Annotated in this window: 19 protein-coding genes; 9 read left to right on the top strand and 10 right to left on the bottom strand. The window is 41.8% G+C overall.

What is annotated here, in order from left to right; genetic code table 11:
* Positions 1–210 precede the first annotated feature (210 nt).
* The 6 genes from BLS28_RS19930 to BLS28_RS19955 all read right to left on the bottom strand — a co-directional run bounded on the left by BLS28_RS19930 (position 211) and on the right by BLS28_RS19955 (position 9,327).
* The gene (locus BLS28_RS19930) at positions 211–1,836 is read right to left on the bottom strand and encodes an NADP-dependent glyceraldehyde-3-phosphate dehydrogenase (protein ID WP_091171655.1); all 1,626 of its coding nucleotides are present in this window, start codon (positions 1,834–1,836) and stop codon (positions 211–213) included.
* 177 nt (positions 1,837–2,013) lie between these two features.
* Positions 2,014–2,805, bottom strand: coding sequence for a mechanosensitive ion channel family protein (locus BLS28_RS19935; protein ID WP_091171656.1), 792 nt, complete (start codon positions 2,803–2,805; stop codon positions 2,014–2,016).
* Between the two features lie 366 nt (positions 2,806–3,171).
* Positions 3,172–4,803, bottom strand: a complete 1,632-nt coding sequence (gene groL, locus BLS28_RS19940; protein ID WP_091171658.1) for a chaperonin GroEL — start codon at positions 4,801–4,803, stop codon at positions 3,172–3,174.
* Positions 4,804–4,953: 150 nt separating this feature from the next.
* Positions 4,954–5,229: a co-chaperone GroES gene (gene groES / locus BLS28_RS19945; RefSeq protein WP_090530466.1), complete on the bottom strand. Its 276-nt coding sequence runs from the start codon at positions 5,227–5,229 to the stop codon at positions 4,954–4,956.
* Between the two features lie 423 nt (positions 5,230–5,652).
* Positions 5,653–6,414 (bottom strand): hypothetical protein, encoded by a 762-nt coding sequence (locus BLS28_RS19950; protein WP_091171660.1) that lies wholly within the window; start codon positions 6,412–6,414, stop codon positions 5,653–5,655.
* A 174-nt stretch (positions 6,415–6,588) separates the two neighbouring features.
* Entirely contained in the window at positions 6,589–9,327 is a 2,739-nt protein-coding gene (locus BLS28_RS19955) for a DNA gyrase/topoisomerase IV subunit A (protein WP_091171662.1), read from the bottom strand.
* Between the two features lie 297 nt (positions 9,328–9,624).
* On the opposite strand from BLS28_RS19955, the gene BLS28_RS19960 reads away from it, so the two are divergent.
* Both BLS28_RS19960 and BLS28_RS19965 read left to right on the top strand, forming a co-directional pair.
* Entirely contained in the window at positions 9,625–10,329 is a 705-nt protein-coding gene (locus BLS28_RS19960) for a hypothetical protein (RefSeq protein WP_091171664.1), read from the top strand.
* A 156-nt stretch (positions 10,330–10,485) separates the two neighbouring features.
* Complete coding sequence (locus BLS28_RS19965) at positions 10,486–12,384, top strand: DNA topoisomerase IV subunit B (RefSeq protein ID WP_090530453.1); 1,899 nt, start codon at positions 10,486–10,488, stop codon at positions 12,382–12,384.
* Positions 12,385–12,600: 216 nt separating this feature from the next.
* Here BLS28_RS19965 and BLS28_RS19970 read toward each other — a convergent pair whose 3' ends face one another.
* A complete protein-coding gene (locus BLS28_RS19970; RefSeq protein ID WP_091171666.1) occupies positions 12,601–13,062 on the bottom strand; it encodes a DUF4019 domain-containing protein in 462 nt (153 codons plus the stop codon).
* 116 nt (positions 13,063–13,178) lie between these two features.
* Here BLS28_RS19970 and BLS28_RS19975 point away from each other — a divergent pair, with 116 nt between their 5' ends.
* Positions 13,179–13,670, top strand: coding sequence for a cytidine deaminase (locus tag BLS28_RS19975; protein WP_091171669.1), 492 nt, complete (start codon positions 13,179–13,181; stop codon positions 13,668–13,670).
* Entirely contained in the window at positions 13,670–14,329 is a 660-nt protein-coding gene (locus BLS28_RS19980; RefSeq protein WP_091171670.1) for a GDSL-type esterase/lipase family protein, read from the top strand. The genes BLS28_RS19975 and BLS28_RS19980 overlap by 1 nt, the downstream gene beginning before the upstream one ends.
* Positions 14,330–14,397: 68 nt before the next feature.
* Here the strand turns inward: BLS28_RS19980 and BLS28_RS19985 are convergent, their stop codons facing one another.
* The gene (locus BLS28_RS19985) at positions 14,398–14,826 is read right to left on the bottom strand and encodes a nuclear transport factor 2 family protein (RefSeq protein ID WP_167516316.1); all 429 of its coding nucleotides are present in this window, start codon (positions 14,824–14,826) and stop codon (positions 14,398–14,400) included.
* A gap of 173 nt (positions 14,827–14,999) precedes the next feature.
* On the opposite strand from BLS28_RS19985, the gene BLS28_RS19990 reads away from it, so the two are divergent.
* From BLS28_RS19990 to BLS28_RS20010, 5 genes are all read left to right on the top strand, one after another.
* On the top strand, positions 15,000–15,512 hold the full coding sequence (locus tag BLS28_RS19990; protein ID WP_091171673.1) for a YdeI/OmpD-associated family protein: 513 nt from the start codon (positions 15,000–15,002) through the stop codon (positions 15,510–15,512).
* Between the two features lie 47 nt (positions 15,513–15,559).
* Positions 15,560–15,895: a winged helix-turn-helix domain-containing protein gene (locus BLS28_RS19995; protein ID WP_091171675.1), complete on the top strand. Its 336-nt coding sequence runs from the start codon at positions 15,560–15,562 to the stop codon at positions 15,893–15,895.
* A 170-nt stretch (positions 15,896–16,065) separates the two neighbouring features.
* Positions 16,066–16,554: a molybdopterin-dependent oxidoreductase gene (locus BLS28_RS20000; RefSeq protein ID WP_091171677.1), complete on the top strand. Its 489-nt coding sequence runs from the start codon at positions 16,066–16,068 to the stop codon at positions 16,552–16,554.
* 28 nt (positions 16,555–16,582) lie between these two features.
* On the top strand, positions 16,583–17,551 hold the full coding sequence (locus tag BLS28_RS20005) for a hypothetical protein (RefSeq protein WP_091171679.1): 969 nt from the start codon (positions 16,583–16,585) through the stop codon (positions 17,549–17,551).
* A 73-nt stretch (positions 17,552–17,624) separates the two neighbouring features.
* Positions 17,625–18,074, top strand: coding sequence for a hypothetical protein (locus BLS28_RS20010; protein WP_091171681.1), 450 nt, complete (start codon positions 17,625–17,627; stop codon positions 18,072–18,074).
* A gap of 119 nt (positions 18,075–18,193) precedes the next feature.
* Here the strand turns inward: BLS28_RS20010 and BLS28_RS20015 are convergent, their stop codons facing one another.
* Together BLS28_RS20015 and BLS28_RS20020 are read right to left on the bottom strand one after the other, a co-directional pair.
* On the bottom strand, positions 18,194–18,496 hold the full coding sequence (locus BLS28_RS20015) for a DUF4286 family protein (RefSeq protein WP_091171683.1): 303 nt from the start codon (positions 18,494–18,496) through the stop codon (positions 18,194–18,196).
* Positions 18,497–18,636: 140 nt separating this feature from the next.
* Positions 18,637–20,445, bottom strand: coding sequence for a tetratricopeptide repeat protein (locus BLS28_RS20020; protein ID WP_091171684.1), 1,809 nt, complete (start codon positions 20,443–20,445; stop codon positions 18,637–18,639).
* Positions 20,446–20,548: the final 103 nt, after the last annotated feature.

Here is a 20,548-nt window from a genome sequence, read left to right on the forward strand (position 1 = left end):
GCGGTAATGATGTAACTGGCCGTTACATGATCACAATGATAACGTTTAAAACAGACACGAAGCAAATCCAAACCATACAGGGCGACTGTAAATCGGGATTGCTTCGTGTATCATAGTTGCATGACTGTAAGTTGTTAATTGTCATTCGTAATATGTATTGTAGTTTTAGGATTGTCCTGGGGCTACTCCTCATGACGTCCTAACGGTTCCCTACAATATAAACTTCGTGCTCAGGAAATTGGAATCATTGTCATTCACAATTTCGTTGATGATGTTTTTGTTGGTTTCGGTCATTTTAGTGGTAACTAATGAACGGATTGAGAACGACCTTAACGCATCATGTACCGAAAGTGTACCCTCGGCGCTGTCCTTGCGCCCGGTGAACGGAAATACATCCGGACCGCGCTGGCACTGACTGTTAATGTTTACGCGGCTTACTAAATTCACAAAGGGATCGATCAGTGACGAAATTTCCCTGGCATCATTACTGAAAATACTCACCTGCATACCATGTGGCGAATCTATCTGGTAAGCGATAGGCTCCTCAATATCTTCAAACGGAATTACTGGGATCACCGGTCCAAATTGCTCTTCGCGGTACAGTTTCATGTTTTCATTAACCGGGTAAACTATGGCCGGGAAAAAGAACGAAGCCGATGTTTCACCGCCGTTTTCGTTAATCACTTTTGCGCCGTTGGCTAAAGCGTCATTTACAATATCGGTAAGGTAAGCTGGTTTATGAGGTTCGGGGAGCGGGGTAAGTTTTACGTCCTTTTCCCAGGGCAGTCCGAACTTAAGTTTGGCAACGGCCTCGCTCAATAGTTTTAAAAACTCATCAGCAACGGCTTTATGTACAAATATCACTTTAATAGCAGTACAACGCTGGCCGTTAAATGACAGCGAGCCTAAAATGCACTCGCTCACAGCCTGCTGCAGGTCGGCATGTTTGGTGACTATGGCTGCGTTCTTGGCGTCCAGACTTAAAACAGCTCTTAAGCGATTAATTTTAGGGTGACGCTTTTTCAAATCATTTGCTACTTTGCTTGAGCCAATGAAAGCCAGCACATTCACCTTGCCCGATGACATCAGCCCGGGTGTTACCACTGCGCCCCTGCCATAAATGGTGTTCACCACTCCTTTAGGGAATGATTCCTGGAAAGCTTTTAGCAATGGGTAATGCAATAGTGTGCCGTGTTTAGGCGGTTTAAATAAAATGGTGTTCCCCATAATCAGCGCGGGGATCAGCGTAGTGAAAGTTTCGTTTAACGGGTAATTAAACGGCCCCATGCAAAGCACTACCCCCAGGGGCGAACGACGGATCTGGGCCACCAGCCCCTCGGCCATTTCAAAGCGTGACGACTGACGGTCAATATCTTTTAACGCGTCGATGGTGGCATTGATGTATTCAATAGTACGGTCAAATTCTTTAGCCGAATCAGCGTATGATTTACCTATTTCCCACATCAGCAGTTTTACCACCAGCGTACGTTGTTCGCTCATTTTGTAAATAAAGCGCTCCATACATTTAATACGGTCGGCAATGCTCATGGTGGGCCATTCGCCGCGGCCATTGTCATAGGCTTCAAGCGCGGCATCCAGGGCTTCAAAAGCTTCTTTTTCGGTGCAAACCGGGTAGGTGCCTATCAGCTTCCGGGTAAAAGTACCGTCCTCTGCCCAAAAACCAACAGGTGAGTAAACTTCACTTACTTCGCCGTTCCATGGTTTCATTTCGCCACCGCTCAGATATTCGCGCTGGTGTACTTCTTCAATCTGAAATTCGGGGGGGATATTATTTTCATCAATAAAAATTGAACTGAGCTGGGTTTTAAAACTCATATTTTTTCAAGGGTTTGATTTCCCTAAGATAAAAAAAGCCTGCTTTAACAAGCAAGCTTTATGTGTTATAATGTTTACTGATTTTTAATAACCGAAGGCATTATTGATGATCCGATCCGCCTTCGTGAAAGAATTATCCTTTTGAAGGGCCTTTGATTCCCGGTTTCCTGCTTCTTATCAAAATCCTGGTTTAGGGAAATTAACGCCACCTGCGGCAAGCTCTTTAAGCATTTGTTCCTGAAGGTTTATTTTAGCATTGAGGAAATCGGCAGGATCAACCCAAACATTAATGGTAAACCTTACACAATCGTTATCCAGGCTAATAACACCCACGCGCGCGGCCGGGTCATGAAGGATATCTTTATTGGCATTTACTACGCCTGTCATGATGGCCTTCGCCTTTTCTATATCATTGTTATAGCCCACCCGCAATTCAAAATCAAGACGGCGGCGGCCTTCGCGCGTTATGTTTACAATAACTTCATTAAACAGCTTTCCGTTAGGGATAATGACGGTTTTGTTATCTGCAGTAATAAGTACGGTATAAAACATCTGTATAGATACCACCTTGCCATCCTGCCCTTGCGCAACAATGCTGTCATCTATCTCAAAAGGTTTTAATAACAAGATCAGCACACCACCTGCAAAGTTTTGAAATGTGCCCGACAGCGCCAAACCGGCTGCTACCGAAAATGCGCCGATAATGGTAGTGAAAATGCTCATTTCAAGCCCTATGATGTTCATTACCCAAATAATGAGTAAAACATATAAAGCTGTAATGGTTAGGCTTAAGAAAAATGGCTGCAGTGACGAATGGATGCCGCGTTTCATCATACGCATGCGCAGCCTTGCACGCAAAAACTTAATAAACCATAACCCAATAAAAAATATGATTAGTCCACCTACATAATTAGGGCCGCGGTTAATAAGCCAATGGTGGAACTCAATGTAAAATTCGTCCAGTTTCATAACTGGGCGCAAAGTTAATAATTATCTATTAACTGTACAGGGAAACGAAGAGCTCGGGGCCCTTAAACAACACCCACTCAACCAGGGTGCTTTGTATTTGTTTTGTTTTTTGAGATAGACGTTTCATGACCTGCATTATTCAAATCCTGTGCCTGATTAGTGCTGTATCAGATTTGTTATGCAAAATTACGTATTACTACGCCCAGAGGATTTGGAAATTAATCAAATGATTAATAAATGACCGTTGAATTACCTTAGGATGACTATAACGGCCTCTTTTAAAGCACAAAACCCTGTATGCTTTTGCATACAGGGTTTTGAAAGTATATAAGTTTCTATACACCCCTTCAGGGGGCTTGGGGGCTCTTACATCATGCCGCCCATGCCACCGCCACCCATTGGTGGGCCAGCTGGAGCATCTTCAGGATCATCAGCCAATACAACTTCAGTTGTTAATAACATTGAAGCGATTGAAGCAGCGTTCTCTAAAGCTACGCGACCTACTTTAGTTGGGTCGATAACACCGGCAGCAATCAGGTTTTCGTATTTATCGGTACGTGCATTGTAACCAAAGTCGGCAGTGCCTTCTTTTACTTTTTGCACAACGATTGAACCTTCGATACCAGCGTTTTCGCAGATCTGACGTAAAGGCTCTTCGATAGCGCGACGGATGATCTGGATACCAGTGTTTTCGTCTTCGTTATCGCCTTTAAGGTCAGCTAAAGAAGCAACAGCACGGATGAAGGCAACACCACCACCAGCTACGATACCTTCTTCAACAGCGGCACGTGTAGCGTGTAAAGCATCGTCAACACGGTCTTTTTTCTCTTTCATTTCAACTTCGGTAGCAGCACCTACGTAAAGTACAGCAACACCGCCAGATAATTTGGCTAAGCGCTCTTGTAATTTTTCGCGGTCGTAGTCAGAAGTTGTTGATTCAATTTGTGATTTGATCTGGCTTACGCGGCCTTTGATCTCTTCTGCAGAACCAGCACCATTGATGATAGTAGTATTATCTTTGTCGATAACGATTTTCTCAGCAGTACCTAAGTAGCTAAGATCAGCGTTTTCTAATTTGTAACCTCTTTCTTCAGAGATCAAAGTACCACCGGTAAGGATAGCGATATCCTCTAACATAGCTTTACGACGGTCGCCGAAACCTGGAGCTTTAACAGCAGCAACTTTCAGTGAACCACGGATTTTGTTAACTACCAAAGTAGCTAAAGCTTCACCGTCAAGATCTTCAGCAATGATCAATAATGGTTTGCCGGTTTGTACTTGTTTTTCAAGGATAGGAAGCAATTCCTTCATCGAAGAGATCTTTTTATCATAGATCAGGATGTAAGGATTTTCCAGTTCAGCTTCCATTTTATCAGCATTGGTTACGAAGTAAGGAGAAAGGTAACCACGGTCAAACTGCATACCTTCTACAGTTTTAACTTCAGTTTCAGTACCTTTTGCTTCTTCAACAGTGATAACACCGTCTTTACCAACTTTTTCCATTGCTTCAGCAATTAACGAACCGATAACCTCGTCGTTATTTGCAGAAATAGAAGCGACTTGTTTGATTTTGTTATTGTCTTCACCAACAGTTTGCGACTGGGTTTTCAGGTTTTCAACAACTGCTGCAACCGCTTTATCGATACCGCGTTTCAAATCCATTGGGTTTGCACCGGCAGCCACGTTTTTAATACCTGCAGTTACAATAGCCTGAGCTAAAACAGTAGCAGTAGTAGTACCATCACCTGCAATATCGGCAGTTTTTGAAGCTACTTCTTTAACCATTTGAGCACCCATGTTTTCAAGGGCGTCTTTTAATTCAATTTCTTTAGCAACAGTAACACCGTCTTTAGTGATGGCTGGTGAGCCAAATTTTTTGTCGATGATTACGTTACGGCCTTTAGGACCTAAGGTTACTTTTACTGCGTTAGCAAGGATATCAACACCGCGTTTCAGGGCGTCGCGTGCTTCAACATTGTATTTAACTTGTTTTGCCATGATGTTTTAATTATTGAATTATTGAATTAGCGAATGAGTGATTTGATTTCGCTTTCAATAATCTATTTTTTTTAATTTCTTTGATTTTAAACCAGCGGTTTGAACAGGAATAAATTCACTAATTCAATAACTCACTAATTCACTAATTGGTTAAAGAACTGCGTATATGTCTGATTCACGCATAATTAAGTACTCTTTACCTTCATAGGTAATTTCAGTACCTGCATATTTACCATATAAAACCTGGTCACCAACTTGTACGGTTAAAGGCTCATCAACTTTTCCCTGTCCAACAGCAACGATGGTTCCACGTTGAGGTTTTTCTTTGGCAGTATCAGGAATGAAGATACCTGAAGCGGTTTTCTCTTCGGCTGCTGCAGCTTCCACTACAACCCTATCGCCGATCGGTTTAATGTTTAATGACATAGTTATAACTGTTTATTTTTATTTAAGTTTTTCAGCCCAATATGCAACATCAATTATGCCAAGCGGGTATTATGGCAAGTATTGACAGGCTAAACTGTTTTAATGTCAGCAAAAGGTTATTTGCGTTTTGCGGCTTAACAATTTTTTAACCCGATGGTGTCAGGTTGTCAGTATGACTTAGGGATGACGGTAGGGGGATGATGCTTAAAAAAAAATGTCATTTCGATAGAGCAGGGGGGAGGAGTGCGCGGTAGGGCGAAAGAGAAATCTTTTAGGCTTTGCAGAGCGATAATGTATGATTTATACAAGGCGTATAAGATTTCTCCTCACTCCCACGCGTATTCCCTCACTTGTTCGTCGAAATGACAATCAGTTTTTATTGGTCGGGAGCGATTAAGAAAGAATGTTGTATCTGAACGAGTCTTACGCCGTTTTCCTCACCGCTGATAACTTCTTTACTTCATCCTTAGCTTTTGCAAACCATACTTTATTGCTTTTTCGCTCAACAGGGCTTAACTGCGATTGCTCGTTGAGCATATCCGTGAAAATTTGCCAGGCATCGTCATCGCGGCCGGCACGGGTAAGGAACATGCCGTATTCATAGCGGGGCTCAAAATAGGAGTAACGCCCTTTCATCAGTTTAAATTCATTTTCGGCCAACTCTTCCTGGTAAGTAAGCTCAAGCGATTTGGCATACAGGATGTGCGCTTTTGAGCGGGCAAATTGTGGTAGCTTATAAAGTTTTTTAGCAATAGGAATCACCTCGTTATACTGGCCTTTTTCAAAATAAGCTACAATTAGCTGCGCCATTACGTGCTCGTTTTCGGCAAAGGCACCGGTGAGACTGTTTTGATATATTTCGAGTGCTTTATCGGTAAGCCCGGCGTCCAGATAGGCATCTGCCAGTTTAACACGGTTGGCAAAAGTATCGGTAAACCTTACTTCATCTTCAAGGCGTTTAATTTTGGCCCCGGGGTTTATTACCGCTTCAACATTTAGTTTAGGTGCACGGATACCTCGGTTGGATAGTATTTCGCTGTATATATAATACAAGCAGCCAAATACGGGTATTACTATCAGGATCCAAAGCCATTTTTGCTGGGTGCCGCGCCGCAGGCTGTGAATGATACAAAATGCCTCTAATATCAATATAATATAATAATAATTGCCACCGCCGAAGTACATGCCTGTTTATGATATAAGATTTAGTAATATTCAAAAATAACTAAAATACAGCTGTAAACAAGGGGGGTATAGCTGTAAAATGATTTTTTTGCTAATTGTTTGAGTATTGGATAAACGGGATTAATCGGCAGGTAAATAAAAAAGCCACCGGCTATTGTTACCGGTGGCTTTGCGTTAAAATAGCCCTAATTGTCCCTGATCGTCCATGTCGATATCGTCGGGGTTAGTGATCTCAAAATCGATCTTTTTAGGTGGCTTTGGCGACTCTTCAGATTGATCGGCTGGTGTTGCCGGCCCGTCTTCCTGAGAAACTACAGGCTCATCTTCATTTGTATCTGTTGATGCAAGAGTAGCTTCTTCGTTAATGTCGGTTTCGGCAGTTTCCGTTGCCTGGTTAATGCCATCACTTATCAGCTCAACTGATTTTACCGGATGTTGTGAAAGGCGGTTGCCCATGGCTTTCATTCCTTTTACATCAATAACATCTGCTAAATTCAGTTCGAGGGTTTCAGGTGTTTGATCTTTGCCTTTCAAGTGTGTCATGCTGATTACCGGCGCGGTGTGACCGATCAACACCATTTTTGATCCGGCTTCTTCACTGATCAGGCTTATCTGCTTACCAACGGCTATGTTTTCAAAAGAGAAACGCTTAACAAGATAGTTTTTGGATTTGCCTTCAATGTGTACTATCGAGAACACTGCCTGCGGCTCATACTTTTCGATAAGGATCATCTTATCATCAAAGTGGTTGTTAAGATCAAAGCTGCTTAATTCATAAACGCCATTGCTGAGCACGGTGAGAATGCGGTCGTCACCATCAAATTCGCCCAGGTATTTGCCGCGGCCATCTGCGTTCAGGCGCTTCAGGATATCATCATACCAGATCTTACGTCCGGCCAGCGTTGACACACCCTTGCTTTTCAGTATGATTTTTTTAACCGGGTATTTGGTAATGATATTACCCATCGAACCGCGGCCTTTGATAGCTATAGATGCGAAATCCTCATCAAACTGTAGTTTTTTAAGTTTGGAGTGAGGTTTAAGCTGTACGTTCACCACTTCGGCCTCGCCGTTAGGGTTGGCGGTAAAGTACAATACTTTTGAGCCTTTGGTGCCTTTGGTAAGGTCGTATTCCTTATCGCGGGTTACACCCACTACCGAGAATCGTTTGATATAACTGATGCCACTCTCGCCGTCTTTATATATCATATTATAAACGGTGCGTTCGTCATTCTTTTTAAATACGGCAACGTGAATGATGTCCTTACCCACAAAAACCTTGTCCTGCACTTTGGTAATCATACAGCGGCCATCGCCCCTAAAAACAATGATCTCGTCAATGTCTGAACAATCGCCAACGTATTCAACCGAGTCATCTTTCTTCAGGCCAGATCCAATAAAGCCGTCGGCCCTGTTAACATATAGTTTGATATTAGCCAATGCTACCTGTGCAGCTTCAACCTTATCAAAGGTGCGCAGTTCGGTTTTGCGCTCTCTGTCCTTACCATATTTATCCTTCAGTTTTTCGAACCAGGCAATGGTATACTCGGTAAGGTGTTTTAGGTGATGTTTTACCTGTTTTATCTCATTTTCGAGCGCCTTCATTTGCTCATCCGCTTTTTTAACATCAAAGCGGGTGATGCTGCTCATAGGTTTATCTATCAGCTTTTTATAATCTTCGGGCTGTATGGTGCGGTAAAACTGCGGAAAGAAAGGCTCAAACAAGCGGTTCAATACTTCCAATACCACTTCAAAATTGCCCGAGTTTTCGTACTCAGGATTTTTATACATCCCTTCCTGGATAAAGATCTTAAGTAATGAACTGAAGAAGATCTTCTCCATTAAATCCTTCAGCCTGATCTCCAACTCCTGTTTTAGCAGGTCTTTGGTGAAGAATGTGCTTTCGGTAAGCATATCGTTCACGCTCATGAAGCGCGGCTTATCATCCTGTATTACGCAGGTGTTTGGTGATATGGATACCTCGCAATCGGTAAAGGCATAAAGAGCGTCGATGGTTACATCGGGCGAGATGCCCGGAGCCAAGTGAATAATGATCTCTACATCCCTGGCGGTATTATCCTCAATTTTTTTGATCTTGATCTTACCTTTATCGTTGGCCGAGATCACGCTGTCAATTAAACTGCCGGTAGTAGTAGTAAATGGTATTTCGGTAATGGCAAGCGTTTTTTTATCGCGCTCAACAATTTTAGCCCTTACCCTCACTTTACCTCCACGCTGACCTTCATTATATAGTGAAGCATCAGCCATGCCCCCTGTCGGAAAATCAGGCATGAGGTTAGGGCGTTCACCTTTTAATACGGCTATGGAAGCATCAATTAACTCAATAAAGTTATGAGGTAAGATTTTGGTAGCCAAACCTACCGCAATACCTTCGGCTCCCTGTGCAAGCAGCAAGGGGAACTTTACCGGCAGAGTAATAGGCTCTTTGTTACGGCCGTCATAGCTGGCCTGCCAAACGGTGGTATCCGGGTTAAAAACAACATCAAGCGCAAATTTTGATAAGCGCGCTTCAATATAACGGGGTGCCGCTGCCGAGTCGCCGGTTACCGGGTCGCCCCAGTTTCCCTGGCAATCAATCAACAGGTTTTTCTGACCAATCTGCACCATCGCGTCACCAATAGAAGCATCACCATGAGGGTGATATTTCATGGTGTTACCTATAACATTGGCGGCTTTGTTAAAACGCCCGTCGTCCATTTCCTTCAACGAATGCAGGATGCGGCGTTGTACGGGTTTTAAACCATCGTTGATATGGGGAACAGCCCGGTCGAGAATTACATAGGATGCATAATCAAGAAACCAATTTTCATATAACCCATCGAGTGAGGCAACGGTGTGGAGTTTTTCTTCATTAGGGTTTGGTGTATCGTTTTGATGCAGATCTTCACTCATTATTCAATAAAAACTTTTGGATTGGTAAAGATACGGATTATGTGCTGATGTGCAGATGAAGTGAGCTACATTTTAATGTCTTGTTAATATTGGTTTATAACAAAATTGTTACGTTTAGGTAGGTTTGCAACAATTACTAATCACGTGCGTAAAAATTATTAATGTAACAAATAATTGATTGATATTGTCGTTAAAGCATAGCGGTTATTTGAATGCGAGAGGGTGTTGATTAATTAATTTGTTTATATATTTACCTATGGTGCTTTAACCAGGTTTTTTTTCCTGGCTGCCCCTTAAATGAAAACTATTTTGAAGTTAACCCGGCCCTTATTGCTTATGGCTTTGTTGTTGCTGTGCTTTACAAAAAGCATAGCTCAGATAAGTCCAAGGCCGTTATATGCCCAAAATAATAAGAAACATACAACAGCGAAGGTTAAGCCTGGCTACTCAAAGCTCAAAACAGCAGGTACAGATCAGTTTAAAGAATTTACCAAGCTTTTGGCCCAGGCCAATGTAATTTATACCCCACCCAGGGGGTTTAAAGAGATTCCCGCTCCCAATGATGAGGATTTTTCATTTGATTATGCGTTGCAGTTGCCGGGGCAGGATTTTGAAGTATGGTTCCAGGTAAAATCCCAGAAACAGAATTATACCAGTTATGAGCAGGGGCAATATGATATTGACCGGGAAACCGAAAATCCAGATTCGATATATATAAACATGAGCAGGGCGCACGCCATAGCTTTTACCGGCGAAAGGGATAACTTTATGCGGAGCATACCGGTTAACGTTTTAAACAGATATAAAGCTGATGCCGGTAAGTCATACCTGTTAAACCTGCTCGATTTGCCTGCTACCAAGCATTATAAATACGCGCTGCTTATTGCATTACAGCGTAACCATACCGGCACCATTATGGCTGTTTGTTTTACTAATGATAAAGGCCCCGAGTTTTTTAAAAATGTAGACAGGGCAAGTAATTGCTTGAAGTTTAAGCCGTAGAGAGATACAGAAAAGTAATCTCTCTGCTGTGTCATTTCCTTTATATAATTCCCCAATGTTAATAAGTTGATATTTGCTCTCCGTTAATTCAAGCGGGAAGTTTTATTTTTGCAGTTAGGCGCATTTTTACGCTGTTTAATTTTCTACTTTATATACATGGCAGAACCAGTTAATTATAGTGAAGATAGTATCCGCTCCCTTGATTGGAAGGAGCACATCCGTTTACGCCCCGGTATGTATATTGGTAAACTGGGCGATGGCTCTGCTTATGACGATGGTGTATACGTACTGCTTAAAGAGATCATTGATAACTCGATAGACGAGTTTGTAATGGGATCAGGCCGTACCATTGAGGTGAACATGAGCGACCATAAGGTATCGGTGCGCGATTATGGCCGCGGTATCCCTTTGGGTAAAGTGATCGACTGTGTATCCAAAATAAATACAGGCGGTAAATACGATAGCAAGGCCTTTCAAAAATCGGTAGGTTTAAATGGGGTGGGTACCAAAGCGGTTAACGCGCTTTCCAACTCATTTACAGTGCAATCATATCGTGACGGCCGCACCAAACTGGCCGAGTTTGCCAAAGGTGAACTGATTCGTGATGAGAGTGAAAAAGATACCACCCAGCGGAATGGTACTGCTATCAATTTTATACCCGATGATACCATTTTCAGACATTACCGGTTTATCCCGGAGTTTGTAGAAAGTATGATCTGGAACTACGTGTTCCTGAACGCGGGCCTTACTATCAATTTTAACAATCAAAAGTATTTTTCGGAACGCGGCCTATATGATTTGCTTACCCGTAATACGGATGCTGAAACTTTACGGTATCCAATTATCCACCTTAAGGGCGAAGACATTGAGATAGCCATGACCCACGGTCAGCAATACGGCGAGGAATATTACTCATTTGTTAACGGTCAAAATACTACCCAGGGCGGTACGCACCAGGCCGCCTTCCGCGAGGCGGTAGTAAGAACCGTACGCGAGTTTTATAAAAAAGAGTTTGATGCTTCGGATATCAGGGCTTCAATTGTTGCGGCTATTGCCATAAAAGTTCAGGAGCCGGTTTTTGAATCGCAAACCAAAACCAAGCTGGGCTCACAAAACGTTGGTCCGGATGGTCCGTCTGTGCGTGGTTTTATTAATGATTTTGTTAAAAAGGAGCTTGATAATTATCTGCATAAAAACACAGAAGCTGCTGATGGCTTGCTAAAAAGGATCCTGCAATCAGAACGGGAGCGTAAAGATATTGCAGGTATTAAAAAACTGGCCAACGAGCGTGCAAAAAAAGCATCATTGCATAACCGCAAACTGCGCGACTGCAAAGTGCATTTTGACGATACGCACGAACGTAAACAAGATACCACGTTGTTCATTACCGAAGGTGACTCGGCCAGTGGTTCGATCACTAAATCGCGTGATGTGATGACCCAGGCTGTGTTCAGCTTAAAAGGTAAACCCCTTAACTGCTTTGGCCTAACCAAAAAGGTAGTTTACGAAAACGAAGAATTTAACCTGCTGCAGCATGCCCTGAATATAGAGGACGGCCTTGATGCTTTACGTTACAACAACATTGTAATAGCTACCGATGCCGATGTGGACGGTATGCACATCCGCCTGTTGTTGATGACCTTTTTCCTGCAGTTTTTCCCTGATCTGGTAAAGGCCGGTCACGTTTCCATATTGCAAACACCGTTATTTCGCGTACGAAATAAAAAGGAAACCATTTATTGTTACAGCGATGAGGAACGCCGCAACGCCATAGCTAAATTGGGTAATAAACCCGAGATCACTCGGTTTAAAGGTTTAGGTGAAATTTCGCCCGAAGAATTTGGTTTGTTTATTGGTAAAGACATGCGGCTTGACCCTGTAATATTAAGAGATGCCAATGTAAAGGCGCTCCTCGAATATTTTATGGGCAAAAATACTCCAGCCCGCCAAATGCATATCGTTAATAACCTGAGGGTTGAAAAGGATGATGAAACCATCAACCCAACAATAGCTAAAGAAACTGAAGCTGAGGAAGAGTTGCCAGTGGCTGTATAAACCTTGATTTGCCTGATTAGGGGATTTTCCTGAGTTGTGTAACTTAAGAAAATCCCCTAATTTGTTTCAAGCCAGTGGTCAGTGTTTTCACCATACCGCACGATGTGGGATACGATTGCAATAATTGAAATAGCCGCAAAAGTGGTGCGGTGATAACATATACCACGAGCTCAATTTTTTGTAATGCCCTAATTTTTTGTTTTGATTAGGTGCTTTTTATTTAAAGAAGCCGTCGGAGTTGATATTATAGGCGAGGATTTTAATCGAACCATCTTTTTCTTTTACAAGCCTGATCGATTCAACCGCTTTATATTTGCTGTGTTTGGTGTTGTATGCAAAAACATATTCTGCGGATGGGTTAGTACCCACAACCCTGCGTGTTTCCCATTTGTTTACCGTTGTTGAGTCAAGGTCGCCAAGTTTGTTTTCTGTTGCGGTGTATAACTCAAGTAATTTATCCTTTGTTGTAACCGCCCAAAACTGATTACTGTAAAGCTTAAAGGTGTCGTTGTATTTTTTAGCTTTTATAAGCTCAAAAAGTTTATTCGTTACTTTTTCACCGTCCTTTTTATCTTCTTCCCTGTTTATATAAGTATTGTTAAAGCTGCATCCATTTAAAGTAATAGCGGCTGTTAATAGCATTAAGCAAACAAACTTAAATGATTTAATAAATTGCATGAGCGTGAGTGAGTTTAGATAATGGAATAAATGTAAATAAATCTTTTCAAAATTTTAATCCTGTTAAAATTTCCTTATCTTGTTTCCCCCGATTTTTTAACAAGGGTCGATAATATATGATAAGTCACGAAATTAAAATAGCCTTTGACGAATATGAGTCGCTGGCCGATCTTGATAAAGCCGACAGGCAGCTGTGCCTTGAAGCACAGAAAGCATTAAAAAACTCACATTCTCCATATTCCAAATTCCGTGTTGGGGCTGCACTTCGTTTGCAAAGCGGTAAAATTATTTATGGCAGTAACCAGGAAAATGTAGCCTATCCATCGGGTTTATGTGCCGAGCGGGTGGCATTGTTTAACTGGGGCGCCAATCACCCTGATGATCCTATCGAGGCCATGGCAGTAACGGCACATTCAGATGATTTTCCTATTGTAAAACCAATTACCTCTTGCGGATCATGTTTACAGGTATTAGCTGAATGCGAAAAGCAGCAAAATCAATCAATAAAAATTATATTGCATGCCGAAGATGGACCGGTTTGGATCATCAAAGGCATTGAAAACCAATTGCCGTTTTTATTTTTTGAAGAACGTATAGCTACTCCATAATGAAACTGAAGTTTTTTTTTCTCTTCATAGGTCTTGCATTTAGCATTGATGTATTGGCCCAACAGGGTTTCCCGTTTGATAATGAGATCAGGGCCTTTAAACATCAGGATAGCCTGAGTTTTCCAAAGCCAGGTGGTATTTTATTTATCGGCAGTTCATCTATCCGTAAGTGGACAGATCTCGAGCAGCGGTATGCCGGCAGGCCTATTATAAGGAGGGGAGTAGGCGGTTGCGAATTATGGCAGATAGCAGATTATTACACGCCTTACATCCTGCTCCCATACAAGCCACGCAAAATTTTTGTTTATGCCGGCGAAAACGATATAGCGGCAGGTAAATCGGCCCAGGCGGTTGCCGCTTCATTTGCAAAGCTGTGGGAACTAATCCATCAGAAATTGCCGGGTGCCGAAGTGTATTTCATGTCGATTAAACCGAGCCCGGTGCGCGCTAAATATTATGATGTGGTTTATGCCGCGAATGAGCTGGTGAAAAGCTATCTGAAAGGTAAACCAAAAAGTTATTATGTCGACCTCGTTCCGGCTACTTACAAGCCGGGTACTACAGCCCCGGATTCAAGTTTGTTTAATAACGATTACCTGCACCTTAATAGCAAAGGTTATGATCAATGGAAAAAGGTACTTGATCCGCTGGTGAAATAAAATAAAAAAAGCCCCGCACCAACGGGGCCTTTACCTACTTACATATTAAACACTAAACTAAAACTTACTTATTTAAAAACGCTGTACACGTTTGTAATTTTCCAGCCGCTGCCGGTGTTGGTAACGGTTACATAGTTGCTGCGGGTAAAAGTGCTGTATTTCATATCAACTTTTACTACGGCAAGGTCATTGTTGCTTTCAACAATTGAAGTGCTGGTAATGCAATCCTGCTCGGTATTTTTATTGGCTTTTAATAAGTCAACTACTTCAGTTTTGGTAAAACTTAATACTTTAGTGCCGCGTAACATGCTGAATTTTGCCGATTGATCTACCACTTCGTTAAAGCCCTGCATTTTGCCGCGGGTCATGGCATCTATATAAGTGTTGATGGCGTAGTTTTTGGTTAAATTATCGCCTTCAATTTTATTTGTTGCTTTTGCTGCAGTGCCTATTACTAATAAGGCTAAGCCAAGCATGATTGATTTTAAGGTTTTCATATTGTTGTTGTTTTTTAGGTTTTTAACTTTTAAATTGTTTTTATACTCATAAGACATTGCTACTATGCATTACGTTACAGCCTCTACAACTAAATATGACGATTTAACAAACATTTAACATTTTCGCATATTTTTTAGTGATGATGATAACAATATGCTATTAAATAATACTTATGGTTGATTTTAATGCCATTATTTTACAGTTTGCCGAACAGGGCGAAAAAACCGGGTGGACCTACATCGAAATTCCCGCCGATGTGGCGCAGGAAATGAAGCCTGGTAATAAAAAATCGTTTCGTGTAAAGGGTAAGCTTGATGAGTTTGAGGTGCGTGGTATGGCCCTGATGCCAATGGGAGAGGGGAATTTTATCATGGCCCTGCGCCGGGAAATCTGTAAAGCAATCCATAAACATCGCGGGGCTATGCTCCGGGTACGGCTTGAACCCGATGATGATTTTAAATACATAGTTCCGGATGACTTGCTGGAGTGCTTTGAATATGAACCTGAAGGCGGCGATTTTTTCAATAGTCTTGCCGAAAGTCACCGGGGGTATTTTATAAAATGGATAGAGAGTGCCAAAACCGAAGCTACCCGCGCTAACCGAATAGCCAGCACTGTTAATGCTATGGTGCGCCGCATGGATTACGGGCAAATGCTGCGGGCCCAAAAAAAAGCAAGGGAGTAACTGTGTAGTGTATCAGCTGTAATAAATTTGATGATTAACAATTATTAATGGAAATCCCTTCATTTAAACTTAACGGTCGCATCTGGATAGAAATGGACGAGGAAAAAGTACTTGGCCATGGCAGGGTCGAGTTACTTGAGCGGATCCATGCGTCGGGCTCCATCAGGCAGGCCGCGCTGCAAATGAAAATGTCATACAAGCAGGCCTGGGATTTAGTTAACCACATGAACGATGGTTTTAAGCAGCCGCTGGTAATTTCAAAAAGAGGGGGAAAGGGTGGTGGAGTAGCCTTGCTTACACCATTTGGGTTGGAAGTTATTGGGGAGTTTAAAGATCTGCAGCAAAAATTCTCTCAATTTTTAGACAGTAATAGCAAAAAGTAAAAGTTTTTTCTGGGTTTAGTATTGAAAATTAAAAAACGGTATTCGTGGTGGATTGATTTGTCGATCCTATTCTGCATTTTTGCGTTATTTTTTTTTAAAATATAACGGGATCGCCATATGATATAAACATTTTGCAGATCTGCATCAATCAAAAAAAACTGACATAAGCCATGAAAAAATATACCCTTATATTGCTGCTATTGATAGCCGGTTTAACAACACAGGCGCAAACAAAAGAAGCCGTAGTAAAAATAACCGGAGAAGTAACAAATCCACTAACCATTGGCCCTGCCGAGTTGCAGCAATACAAGCAAACGACAGTTACCCGTAAGGACAAGGACGGAAAAGCCCACATCTATTCGGGCGTAATTGTATCCGAAATACTGACTAAAGCAGGTGTTACCCTGGGCGCCGACTTACATGGTAAAAACCTGGCTAAATATCTTTTAGTTGAAGCCGGTGACGGCTACCAGGTACTTTTTGCCCTTGCCGAGCTGGATAAAGGTTTTACCGACCGCGTGATCATTCTTGCTGATAAAATCGATGGCCAGCCCTTGGCCCCTGCCGATGGGCCGTTCCGCATCATTGTTCAGGATGAAAAGAAACCTGCGCGTTGTATAAAGCACGTTACTGGGATGAAGGTGATGTTTGCGAAATAAATCTTGCGTTGTTAATTCATTCTGTTAGATGGAACATAAAAAAATTAGTGCTGGTTTCCTGAAAACCATTTCATGGTTAAATGAAAATATAATCGATTGGGCAAATGCTGGTCAGCAATATAATATCGATGGGAAACAAACGCAGCTTTACCAATATTCTTATGCTTATAGTTTTGATGGAGCTATAACGTCAGTAGGAGGGGAATATGCCTTTATTTATCAAAAGCTTGGTACAAAAGGCTTATTGCTGAAAAATGGTGATTTGCTAAGAGAAATTAACCGGACATATTATTGTGCGAATGTTTACGAATACCCGGCGGCATTTATAACAATGAATGAAGTGACGTATTTAATTCACTGCCCAGCCGAATATTGCCAGCTCGATTTTGAAAATGTTGAAACCGGTGAAATAGTAACCAATATCTCCGGGCGCAAGCCGGACGATTTCTTTCATTCAAGGCTGGAAGTAAGCCCGTCGGGTAAGTTTTTAATGAGTAAAGGGTGGCATTGGCACCCCTTAGACGATGTTTATATTTTCGATATAGAGGAGTGTATAAAACATCCAATCCTTCTTGATAATTCGAAACTACGTCACTGCTCATCTACGGAACTATGTACTGCAAGTTTTATAGATGACTCCAAGGTACTTATTGGCTCTTCTGATGAATTGATTGACGATGACGATGATCATTTTCCCCCAAAGCATATCGCGATTTGGGATATCAGGACTAATAAGATATCTACACCTGTAAAAGTGGATGGGGAGTTCGGCAATCTATTTGCTATTAGTGATGAATTGGCGTGGGATACATTTGAATATCCAAAGATCATCAATGTCAATACCGGCGAAGTTTTGGAAAAAGCAGAATCGGTTAATAGCGGTAGGCAGCGTTCAAGTATCGTGAACAAAAATGAATTGGCGCAAATTGTATTCAATCGCAAAACTAAACAGCTTGCAATAGCTAACGGTGAAAGTATTGAAATACGTAGCCTATAATAATTATGCAGGAATGTTACAGATAAATTGCTGCTGAATGCTATCTTAGTTCGTTAATTAATTTAAACCTTTCATGATTCCATATAGCCAGGCTGTAGAGCAACTTGAAGAAGAGAAACCTAAAATATACACCCTTAACTCAATCAGGGTAGCAACATTTATATTCGGGCCATTAGCCGCGGGGTATTTGGTATCTCAAAACTACAAAGCGTTTAATGAGAAAGATAAATCAACCACAACCTGGATAATTGCCGTTGTCGCATTGATCGCAATTATTGGCCTGGCTGTTATTACTTCAAGTATAGAGCGGTTTCCAAGGTTTATATTTCCATTGGCTTATGCCTGGGGGACTTTCCTACTTGTACAAAAGTTCCAGGGCGAACAAATGAAGGAACATTTTGCCACCGGAGGTAAAACTTTTACTATATGGCGTGCATTGCTTGCCGGTCTGATTTGTCTAATTGTGACAGTGGCAGCCTTATTTTTGATTCTTTTAGTGATACCTGGCGCTCTTGAAGAATAAAACTCGCCATAGGACGGTCAGCACCAGAGGTGCAAAAGTTGTAGAAAATAAATAACTAAATTGTTAGTGTGTGCCAGAGATACGAGACCTCAACGCCACGCATCGCTGGCACAATTAGTTTATTCCACCTCTTCCATCAGGGTATTGAACATCACAAATTTTTCGTTAAATTTTTCCTGGTGGGTAGCCTGAAATTTGTGCAGGTGGTTCATGTAAAACTGCTGAAAATGCTCAATGCTATCAGCATTGTATTGAATACAGTAGGTAACCCCTTCGTTAGGCGAATCAATAACAGTCAGGATGCGGTACGAGCTGAAATGTCCGGTAGCCATGATAGCCGGGATATGGATGGTTTTGATATAGTTAAGCCATTCGTCATGAATGGTTACGTCAATTATTATGGTGTCGTTGTATACAATCATGTTGTAAAATTAGTTATTTAAGTTGATTGGGTGAATGGTTGATTTAGTGAGTAGTTGATTAGGTGACTGGTTGGCATATTCAGAACAGCAGCAATTTAGACAACCACTCGCCATTTAACCTAATCAACCACTTACCAACTTTAAGACGCATCCGGTTTATCGCCCCTTAATACTCTGAAACGTTTGCGGGCTTCGTTGATCCAGAGGCTGCCGGGATAATCAGTTATGATTTTTTGGTAGTAGTTCCTGGCAGTGGTTTTATCGTTCAACCTGTTTTCATAAATGTCGCCTAACATAAATACGGCATCATCGGCCCAAAGATCGGCGGGGTGCTCTTCGACAATTTTCTTTAATAAAGGTACCGCTCCGGCATAATCCTTCTGCTGGATCAGGATGCGAGATTTTGACATCATGATATCATCATCTAAAGCATTGTTCGGGAACTTTTTGCCAATACTGTCTAATATCATTACTGCCTTTTCGGGATTTTGAGCAAAAATCTGCAAATCGGCCCGGGCGTACACTTTAAGCGCCGCCCCGCTGCTATCGGCAGCAAGATTATCCTGGATCAGCAACAATAGGTTAAGTGCATCGTTTGCTATTAATTGCGATGTAGCAACTTTCAGCACATCCAACTGTCCCTTTGCCCAGGTGAAATCTCCGGTATAATAAGCCATTTTAGCATTTCTGAATAAAGCATCCTGCCCGACGGCAGTAGCGGGGAAATCTTTCTCAACCTGGCTGTAAAGCAGGGTGGCTTCCCAGGGTTGGTTGTTAAGTAGGTAAATATCGCCTAAATCAAGCTTGCAATCGGCTAAAAGGTTTGGCCTGATATCATTTAACCTGGTAGTTTCTTCCAATAATTTTTGGGCGTCCTTAAGTTTGTGAAGCTTAAAAGCTTGCAGATTGGCCAGCTTCTGCATGGCAAAGGCGGTACTGCTGTTACGGCCAAATTCGGTGAGCAAGTCGTTATAGTCTTTTTCAAGTCCAAGCAAATCTTCGGGCAGGTATTTGCCCGATGTTACTTTCAGGTTTTTGGTGTTGATCAACTCAATCTTTGAGGGGATGTATAGTGACGATGTTTTCCCTTTGCTGATAATGTATTCATATCCGCGAATGGCTTCGTCATAAGCTTCATTGGCAATGAAGGTACGGCAGAGGTCATAGATGCTGTTACCATCGTCATTTTGTCTGCGGCTCAGGGCCAGTGCCTGGTTAAGGGCCAGATCAAATTCCTTTTGCTGCAGGTACTGCCAGGTAAGCAGATCGGCATAAATGGTTTGCTGCGGATCTTTCTGAATGCGTCTCAGTAAAGCTGTTTTAAGCATATCATAATCAGCGCTACCCTCGTATACATTTGAAAAAGCATTTTCGGCCTGGTTTATAAAATTGGGGTTTTGAGGTAAAAAGTTCAGGTATTCGTCGGTGAGGGATATTTTGTCGCGCTTAAAACGGTAAAGGTTAATAAGCTCATAAGTAAACATGTTATCATTTTTAAGCAGTTTCCGTCCTTGCTGAAAAATTTTGATTGCATAATCAATATTAGCGCTTTGGTAAAACTGGGATGCCAGGGCAGCTATTTCACCCTGGTCGGCCGGGAGGCTTTTGATCAGGTCGTCATAAATAGCGTCAGCTTTGGCCATATTGCCCCCCTGTGTATAAATATTACCCAGCATTATAGCATACTGGTGGTCATCAGGATGGCGGCGGATCAGTTTTTTGGTGATGCTTTCGGCTTCATCAAATTTTTTAAGGTTGAGCAGTGTATTTATGTATACACTGTAATAGTTCTCGTTGTTTTGCTTGTATAACTTTTGATAAATTTCGAGTGCTTTTTGCGGTTCGCCGTTAGCATTGTATTGCCTGGCCAGCAGCAGTTCATTGTCCTGTGCAAGCAGCCTGCCGCTAAAGCAAAAAGCAAGAATAATAACAATATATAAAGCCCTCATCTGTTCAAAAATAATCAATTAATAGGATTGCTTAAGCCGGTTTGCCATATTATTTATATAACGGTATATAAGGGTAAAATTGTAGTGACATCTTGATAACATC

Source organism: Mucilaginibacter gossypii, assembly GCF_900100945.1.
GTDB classification, from domain to species: Bacteria; Bacteroidota; Bacteroidia; order Sphingobacteriales; family Sphingobacteriaceae; genus Mucilaginibacter; species Mucilaginibacter gossypii.